Source organism: Moorena bouillonii PNG (assembly GCF_001942495.1).
Classification (GTDB): domain Bacteria; phylum Cyanobacteriota; class Cyanobacteriia; order Cyanobacteriales; family Coleofasciculaceae; genus Moorena; species Moorena bouillonii.
On sequence record NZ_MKZS01000001.1, the window covers coordinates 44,318 to 53,088 of the forward strand.

The following is an 8,771-nucleotide window of genomic DNA, read 5'->3' on the forward strand; positions in this document are numbered from 1 at the left end:
TTATTCCGTAACTTTTTGTTTGTAGCGTATCAGTCTATTTTCGCTACTTGCCCTTGACGGTGATTCATACGTATCTTCCTTGCGTACCCATGAGCCTTTTGCCTGATGTTAACTCCATCTAGACTGATGTAGCTTTACTATTCGACCCTTGCATCAACCTGTAGGCTTGTTATTTCCTACAAATCAGGGTAGGGCTGTCACTCGGATTTCACGAGGGAAGGATTTACACCTCCATGGTTATCAAGTTGTCATGATTAGTTTCCTAATCAAGCAGCTATTCCCCCGAGTCTCTTTTGAGACAAGGTTTCTAGCTAACGGGTCGCACTATCTACCAAAGCCCGCAGAAATATTCCACGAGCGCCATTGATGTCACGTTCGCGAAGCGTGACCAAAGGTCAATCCATTACTCGGGCATCAATCTTTGACTTAATGATTTTACTTCCGCCAATGTTGAGTAACTCACCAGTCCAACTAACAGTTTTGCTGGTATAGGCTTCACAGACATCTACAACGATTTTCCCATTCTCGATTGCTTTATGTTTCAAAAACTCTTTGAACCGATAGTGAGCAAAAGAAAGCAGATTGCGAACTGTCTTAGATCTAAGTTTTCGATTCTGCTTTTTTGACATTTGAGACGTCTCGAAGGTGGGAAGTAAGATTACATCAAAATTATCAACTAAAAACCTAGCAGCCTTGTGGTGTAATTCATTTACTAGGTTCTGAATTTTGATTACCATCCTCCTAGCGGATTTTCTTATTCGACGTTTTTGCTTGCCCTTAGACTTGCTGATCTTTGAAATCAGATTGTCTAGGTGCTGACATAAGCGTTGAATCCGAGAAAAGTCGCCATGGCCAATTTTACCAACGGAAGTTTGACTGAAAAATGTCAAAAAAGTCCTAACACCGGGATCTAAACTAACCACTCTACCTTGGTTTTCGGTTTTAATGTGAGCTGTTTTGTAAGGGACTACTAGGTAATAGTCCCCGTTGGTGCTAGTCAATCGACAATCACAGATGTTGTCGGGAAGTGTCTCAGTAAAGGTTAATTCACCTAGTTTTGTATGATAAATACCTTTTACTGAGACAGCTGATTTAGGAATATAGCAAGATTGAATGGGATTCTTACGAGACCTAAATCTAACCCGGTTAACCTTTCCAATCTTCTTGTACTTTTTCTTGGCCTCCCTGACGGCGGTGCAAGCATCCTTTATCGCTATAGATTTGATCTGATAAGGCACTGTCTTGCACCACTCGGGTAAGTCATTCAATATGTTAGTTTTGATAGCTTTCCAGTTGGCTTTAACTTCGCTATCCCAGAGAATCTTGACGGTCTTGTTAAACACATAACGGGATACTCCAAACCACTTACGAACCATCGCTCGTTGTTCAGGGTTTAGGAACACTCGAATTTTCTTTGATTTTTTTGCCGTATTTTCGGAGTCCGTGGACACGGCAACAGAAGACGTGAATAATGGAGAGAAGATCTGCGGTGAGTTCTGATCCTCGACAACTTTCAGATCGGTCGAGAACCAAGATTTTTCCACCGTTGAGACTAACCAAGTACTCAAAGAGTTCAAACCCAAATCTGGTAAGTCTGTCTCTACAGGCAACAACAAGCGTGAGCTGATCACAGCACATAAGTCGTTCCAATATGGCTCGTAACCCTTTTCTTTTGTAGTTGAGTCCTGAACCGATATCTTTGATGATCTCCGCTTCCGGGAAGATGGAATGCATGTATGCAACTTGTCTGACGAAGTCGTCAAATTGTTTGTTGCTACTGACTCGGCAGTAACAGATAGTTGTTGATTGTCTTGCTTGTCGTCGCCCTTGGCTGAGGAAACTCTCCGTGTCAAACAATCGATAACCACTTGGGGTTCGTTGACATCTGATCGTGCCATTGTCTGCATACTTCCGAAGAGTGTTTTTAGAGAGTCCCGTAAGTTCGACCGCCTTACGAATTGGAATTAACGCCATCAATATAGTCTACCATTTTATTAGGAACTTTGGTAGACTATATGATACTTTTTACTACTGTCTACTAACCGACATCGATCACATCATTTCCCCGAGCTTGCATGTAGGAGTCTTCCAGAGTTTGGTAATTTGCTACGGTTTCATCGATTACAGTTTTCCAAGCCGCCCCTGCTGATAGATGCTGGTCAACTATAGCAGAAGTCAGAAGTCAGAAGTCAGAAGTCAGAAGTCAAACTCTTGCGCTTACTTAGGTTTGAGACTTTTGTCATGTCCGCGCCTGCCCTGGCGACTGCTATATAATCTGATAAGCTCTATTAACTAGGGCTGGATCGTCTAAATAGAGCAAGTGAGCCTGAAAAATATCTGCCTGATCGTTAGTAACACTATTGATCAGGTGTTGAAGTTGCTGTTGTGCTGTTTTAATCGCAAGTTGTAGGGTTTCCCACTCGGCTTGAGGATTATCTGTTTGCTCTTCAATAATCTCTGGAAGTTTGGGTTGGTAGACAATAACCGCTCCCATAGCAATACCAGCAGCAGCGGGAATTCCAACTAACCTATCAAGTGTGACCGATGACGGGTGAAGGGATCGGTTACTGGGAGAGTTATAATTTTGGTTGATGTCTTCTTTTGCTTTATCTAGTTTTTCCCCAAAATTGTTATCGACTAGCTGCTGCAAAGCTATCAAGGCTAATTCGGCATCTTCTCCTACTGCTTTGATGACTATTTTATCTCCCTGTTGGATACCTAAAAGCATCACATTATTAATGCTTTTTCCATTAACTATATTGCTAGTTTTGGTGATGTTTTGTAGGGTTATTTCACAGTTAAACCGATTAGCTGTAGTAACAAATTGGGCAGCAGGACGAGCATGAATTCCCTGTTGATTATCGATAGTAAGATGGATTTCTTTGGTTGTAGAAGCTGGGATTGTAGACTCTTTAAAATTGGAGGTTGATTTATTCTCAGTACTATCAGTACTATAGGACTTAGGAAGTTTAGTTGGTTTTGCCCCCCTAACCCCCCAAATCTGGGGGGCACTATTCTCAAAGTCCCCCAAGTTTGGGGGATTTAGGGGGCAATGGGTAAGTTGTGTACTATCAACAACCGATAACTGAGAGGCTTTAGCGGTTAAAGCTGATCTAGCTTCAGCAATCACTTGGTCGATATCACCACCAGCCGCAGCTTGGACAACCGCTGCGATCGCACCTTCCACTAATGGCGCTTCGCACAATCTTACCTTGCTTTTCTGGTCTTCATCCAGAAACTCCAGTGCCATTTCCGCACTCAGCACGGCACTGCCTAAATCCATTAATACCACTACCCCAGCATCGGAGTAAACCGACTCAATGGCAGCTTGGACTTGCAGCACATCGGTACCAAAGGGATTTTCCGGGTCATCCATACCAGCTGCGATCGCAATTGGTACGGAGGTCTGAACCATCTGTTGGGCTAATTCCTTGACCCCAGCCGCTAGCTTAGCACTGTGGGAGATAATCACAATTCCAATCATCAGGTATATAAACACCTTCTCTTGATGCAGTCGCTCATGGGGGAAACCCCCAAGACCGCGCTGCATCGCTTGTATTTGAGTTGTGAACATACTCGCTTAGGCAAAAGGCAAGAGGCAAGAGGCAAAAGGGAAGGCATTGCTGATTAATAGAATGATGGAAAGTAACTGAGGAGTACGCAAATAATCCTAATGGCTGGTGTTATTATGCCCGGTGTTTGTTTGACAGGGGTGAAAATCAGGGAGCGGCTGAAGCTATTAAGAAAGCTGATCATCTATGCTCGAATAATTGGCTAGTTTATGGGGCCTTATATAAGATTTTGAACAAGTCACCCCTTATCCCTTTCTTAGCAAGAAAGGGATAAATAACCTGAGGGGGGATATTTTTGTTATTATAAACCTATCTACAGCGTTTTGTATAACTCAAATGACACCATCATCTTCCCATCACACTGTAAGGCGAGGACGGGTTTTTCCGGAGAAACGACTGTCTCCTGAAGAAAAAGCCAGAATTCAAGCAGAAGATGCAGTGTTTTATAAGCGTTGTCGAGAGGTCTTTGAGCGAGTACAACCAGAATTAATTCAAGAGCATTATGATTGGTTTATTATTATTGAACCTGATAGTGGTGAGTATTTTATCGATGAAGATAAAAAGGTAGCACTTTCCAAATCCCGTTCTAAACATCCAGGTAAAAAGTGTATTATTATGCAAATTAATGAAACGGGAACTTGTGGCAGAATATGATCCAAGGTGAATTTAATAGGTTCGGGGAGTTATTTTTTGAAATTGGCTTGATGTCTGCTGATGGGGAGGTTTTTCCCGTTATGGCACTGTTAGATACAGGGTTTACAGGTTGGTTAGCTATTGATAATCAAGATGCTGAGAGTTTAGGGTGGGTGCGTAATAATGAACCACAGGATATGCAAACAGCCCAGGGAGAAGCACGGTTTAATTTATATGAGGGAAAGGTGGTTATTGAGGAAGAGGAGTTTACGGTTGAAGTGTTAGGAGGAGATGAACTGGTAAATAGTCTTTTAGGTGTTTTGTGGTTACGAACAAAGCGTTTAGTTGTAGATTTTCCTATGGGAGTGTTAACCCTAGGATAAGCGATGCTCAGCAAAAAGCCGCTACGCGAACACACTGATAGTTAAAGAGGTGCGTTACACTTGGTTAACGCACCTGACAAGATAAGCGATCGCACTGGTTTAAAACCAGTCGTCGCTGTTACCCTCCCACTCCTGGTCACTTGCGCCATCTGGCCATTATGGATTTCTTGTTGGAAGATTTTGAGACAATTCCTAAACCGTTATTGGAGCGATTGTTATCGAAGGAGGTCAGAATGTAGAATTTATAATGAAGAATTTATAATGAAGAATTTATAATGAAGAATTTATAATGTAGAATAAAGAATTTATAATGTAGAATGAAGAATTTATAATGTAGAATGAAGAATTTATAATGTAGAATGAAGAATGTAGAATTAAAAATGGTGAAGGCAGAATGGTGAAGGCAGAAGGCAGAAGCCAGAAGCCAGAAGCCAGAAGCCAGAATTCTAAATTCCCAATTCTTAATTCTTAATTCTTAATTCTTAATTCTTAATTATCAATTCTTAATTATCAATTCTTAATTCTTAATTCTTAATTCTCTGCGCCACTCTGCTGCTTTTCGATCCATCTCTTTGATGAACCAATCTTTTCCATCCATATACGATTCAATATTGTCTGGATATTTATTAGCAAGTTTTCGCTTAAGTTCACCGTATTTCTGGGCATCCTTAGGATGGGCAATCATATAATCTCGAAAGGCTAAGTGACGCTCTACCTGTAGCGAATTAAGCTCAAACATATGAACATGATGTGTTCTGATTCCTATTTGATTATGTTTGCGGAAATAACGACGACCTGGTATGCCGTATTCACCCATTCCTTCATAGCCTATTGTGTCCATCCCTGAACTATTTTCATCTACTTTGGTAATGTCTTTGACTTCAACCAAAATATCAATAATCGGTTTAGCGTCTAGTTCTGGAATAGATGTACTCCCAATATGGTGTACAGCAACTAAGTTGTCGCCGACGGCAAGGGCAATCTGCTTTGATTCACGCTCAAATTCCTCTCGCCACTTCGGGTCATGGGGAACAACTTCTACTTTGATTGACATAACTACAGCAGTTTTAAATTGGGTGAGGTACTTACTAGGAGTGGGTTTTAGGGAGCAGGGAGCAGGGAGTAGGGAGGAGTAGTAACAAACCAGAAATTAAAGAAATCCAACGATTTGCCCAACTGGGTGACCTGTTCAGTATGGTTTTAATAGACTGAGCCTTGGCTAGGTCTAGACTACCTACTTAGATATCAGTAATTTTCCATAACGATGTCACAACCAACTATAGAATCAATCCTTCAAGAAGAACGGCTGTTCCCGCCACCAGCTGACTTTGCCGAGAATGCCCAGATTAAGAGCATGGCGGAGTATCAGCAACTTTATGAACAAGCCAAAGCTGACCCCCAAGGGTTTTGGGCTCAGCTTGCAGACCAAGAACTAGACTGGTTTCAAAAGTGGGATACGGTATTAGATTGGCAACCTCCCTTTGCCAAGTGGTTTGTTGGTGGGAAGATTAATATTTCTTACAACTGTCTTGACAGACACCTCACTACCTGGCGTCGGAATAAAGCTGCCCTGATTTGGGAAGGGGAACCGGGAGACTCCCGCACCCTAACCTATGCCCAGTTACACCGGGAAGTTTGCCAGATGGCAAATGTGATCAAACAACTGGGAGTCAAAAAAGGCGATCGCGTTGGCATTTATATGCCCATGATTCCCGAAGCTGCTATTGCCATGCTGGCCTGTGCTAGAATTGGTGCTCCCCACACCGTTGTTTTTGGTGGCTTTAGTGCTGAAGCCCTCAAAGACCGACTGGTAGATGCTCAAGCTAAATTAGTAATTACTGCTGATGGGGGCTGGCGCAAAGACAAGATTGTTCCTCTGAAGATCCAAGTTGATAAAGCCCTAGAGAATAATGGCGCACCTACAGTAGAAAACGTCCTAGTGGTAGAACGCACCAAGCAAGGGATTGACATGGAACCAGAACGAGACCACTGGTGGCATGACTTGCAACCGGGAGCATCTGCTGATTGTCCAGCGGAACCCATGGATAGTGAAGATATGCTCTTCATTCTCTACACTAGCGGTACCACCGGTAAACCGAAAGGGGTTGTTCACACTACTGGTGGCTATAACCTCTACACCCACATGACTACCAAGTGGACCTTTGACCTCAAGGAGACCGATGTCTACTGGTGTACTGCTGATGTCGGCTGGATTACCGGACACAGTTACATTGTCTATGGTCCATTGTCCAATGGTGCTACTAGCCTGATGTACGAAGGGGCTCCCCGTCCTTCCAATCCCGGTTGCTTGTGGGATGTGGTAGAAAAATATGGAGTCACTATCTTCTACACTGCTCCCACTGCTATTCGTGCCTTTATTAAGATGGGAGACCAGCATCCCAACGCCCGTGATTTATCGTCCCTACGTATCTTAGGAACTGTGGGTGAACCAATTAACCCAGAAGCCTGGATGTGGTACCATCGGGTGATTGGGGGAGAACGTTGTCCCATTGTCGATACGTGGTGGCAAACTGAAACCGGTGGCTTCATGCTCACCCCCTTACCCGGTGCTACTCCCACTAAACCCGGTTCCGCTACCTTCCCCTTCCCAGGCATTATTGCTGATATTGTAGATTTAGACGGCAATCCAGTTGGGGACAATGATGGTGGTTATTTAGTTATCAAACATCCTTGGCCAAGTATGATCCGTACTGTCTATGGGGATGATGACCGTTTCCGCCGCACCTATTGGGAACACATTCAACCAAAAGATGGCCAATACTTCTATTTTGCTGGAGATGGTGCCAGAAAAGACCCCGATGGCTATTTCTGGGTTATGGGTCGTGTCGATGATGTGTTGAATATCTCTGGTCACCGCTTAGGAACCATGGAAGTAGAGTCAGCACTGGTTTCTCATCCTTCTGTAGCTGAAGCCGCTGTAGTCGGTAAACCTGATGAGGTAAAAGGGGAAGATGTCTTTGCCTTTGTGACCTTAGAAGGCAGTTATAGCGCTAGTGACGAACTCAAGCAAGAACTAAAGCAGCACGTGGTCAAAGAAATTGGTGCGATCGCACGTCCTGGTGACATTCGCTTTACTGATGCTTTGCCCAAGACTCGTTCCGGTAAGATTATGCGGCGGCTATTGCGATCGCTAGCTGCAGGTCAAGAGGTAGCTGGAGATACCTCCACTCTAGAAGACCGCAGCGTTTTGGATAAGTTACGAGAAGAGGGTTGAAAACCAGGCTTCACGTAAATAAGTCAGCTATCAGCCTATGCGCGTAGCGCACGCTACGCGAACAGCTTTTGAATCAAATTAGCTGACGGCTGACTGCTGACTGCTGAATGCTTACACTTACTCTTTTACAATAATCGGAATCATGGCTGTCTTGTGTTGAAAGTATAAACAATCAGTAGGTGGATAAACTTTGAAGATGATGATACCTTTAATATCGTTTTCTGGAACACCTGCTTCAATAAGATAAGGAACTTGAGTTTCATTGAAAAGAGCTTCCCAGGAATCGTATCTATTTTTGAGAACTCCTGTTGACGTCAAATTACAATAGCTTAAAATTCCACCCTTCTTAAGCAGGGGATAAACCTTTTTAATAAATGGAAATTGGTGGGTGTGTTGTTCATTTGCATTCAAAGGATAAGTATCATATAAAATACCATCAAATGATTGATCATTAAATGATTCTAATACATCACATGCTAAGCCCAATATAGGAGTCACTTTATTAACTGCACTGTTTTGGAAATCAATCAATCGTTTAAAAACATCTTCATTGGCTTCTATAATCACATGTTCTTCTGGAGCATAAGACTGAATAGCATAAGCCGATATTCCCAAGCCAAAGCCACATTCTAAGATCCGACCACCATGGCGAGTGACTAACGCTGCAAAAGCCCCCATATAAGGGGTTTCCCAACGTTCCATAACCGGATGTCCTTCGATCACCAATGTTTCATCGGTTAGGACTTCTTTTTGAGCAGACCATCGTTGGGGATCCGCGCTTGTTTTTAACCCTTGATAACCGCTTTCAAAATTCATAGTCTTGACGTCTTGACACTCTTAACTGGTAATTACTATTGTAATAATTTAGCAGTCAGCCGTCAGCCGTCAGCTTTGTGGCACAGGCTTTGGCCTTGGCCTTTGGCCACGCTACGCGAATGGCCACGCTGT

At 43.2% G+C, this 8,771-nt stretch carries 7 protein-coding genes and 2 pseudogenes; 3 read left to right on the forward strand and 6 right to left on the reverse strand.

Features of this window, described 5'->3' with window-relative positions; genetic code table 11:
- Positions 1 to 395: 395 nt before the first annotated feature.
- The 4 genes and pseudogenes from BJP37_RS00175 to dhaM all read right to left on the reverse strand — a co-directional run.
- Positions 396 to 1,451, reverse strand: a complete 1,056-nt coding sequence (locus BJP37_RS00175; RefSeq protein ID WP_229415136.1) for an RNA-guided endonuclease InsQ/TnpB family protein — start codon at positions 1,449 to 1,451, stop codon at positions 396 to 398.
- Entirely contained in the window at positions 1,387 to 1,974 is a 588-nt protein-coding gene (locus tag BJP37_RS00180) for an IS607 family transposase (protein WP_143727395.1), read from the reverse strand. The genes BJP37_RS00175 and BJP37_RS00180 overlap by 65 nt, the downstream gene beginning before the upstream one ends.
- 64 nt (positions 1,975 to 2,038) lie before the next feature.
- A pseudogene (locus tag BJP37_RS44810) lies at positions 2,039 to 2,593 on the reverse strand (phosphoenolpyruvate-utilizing N-terminal domain-containing protein).
- A 24-nt stretch (positions 2,594 to 2,617) separates the two neighbouring features.
- Positions 2,618 to 3,484, reverse strand: a pseudogene (dhaM, locus tag BJP37_RS44815) (dihydroxyacetone kinase phosphoryl donor subunit DhaM); the annotation flags it as partial.
- A 424-nt stretch (positions 3,485 to 3,908) separates the two neighbouring features.
- Between dhaM and BJP37_RS00195 the strand changes: the two are divergent.
- Positions 3,909 to 4,226, forward strand: a complete 318-nt coding sequence (locus tag BJP37_RS00195) for a hypothetical protein (protein ID WP_075895554.1) — start codon at positions 3,909 to 3,911, stop codon at positions 4,224 to 4,226.
- Complete coding sequence (locus tag BJP37_RS00200) at positions 4,223 to 4,588, forward strand: aspartyl protease (protein WP_075895556.1); 366 nt, start codon at positions 4,223 to 4,225, stop codon at positions 4,586 to 4,588. Before BJP37_RS00195 ends, BJP37_RS00200 begins: the two co-directional genes overlap by 4 nt.
- Positions 4,589 to 5,105: 517 nt before the next feature.
- On the opposite strand, the gene BJP37_RS00205 is transcribed toward BJP37_RS00200, so the two are convergent.
- Positions 5,106 to 5,642, reverse strand: coding sequence for a GrpB family protein (locus BJP37_RS00205; RefSeq protein ID WP_075895558.1), 537 nt, complete (start codon positions 5,640 to 5,642; stop codon positions 5,106 to 5,108).
- Between the two features lie 210 nt (positions 5,643 to 5,852).
- On the opposite strand from BJP37_RS00205, the gene acs reads away from it, so the two are divergent.
- Positions 5,853 to 7,823, forward strand: coding sequence for an acetate--CoA ligase (gene acs / locus BJP37_RS00210; protein WP_075895560.1), 1,971 nt, complete (start codon positions 5,853 to 5,855; stop codon positions 7,821 to 7,823).
- A 117-nt stretch (positions 7,824 to 7,940) separates the two neighbouring features.
- Here acs and BJP37_RS00215 read toward each other — a convergent pair whose 3' ends face one another.
- On the reverse strand, positions 7,941 to 8,639 hold the full coding sequence (locus BJP37_RS00215) for a class I SAM-dependent methyltransferase (RefSeq protein ID WP_075895562.1): 699 nt from the start codon (positions 8,637 to 8,639) through the stop codon (positions 7,941 to 7,943).
- Positions 8,640 to 8,771 lie beyond the last annotated feature (132 nt).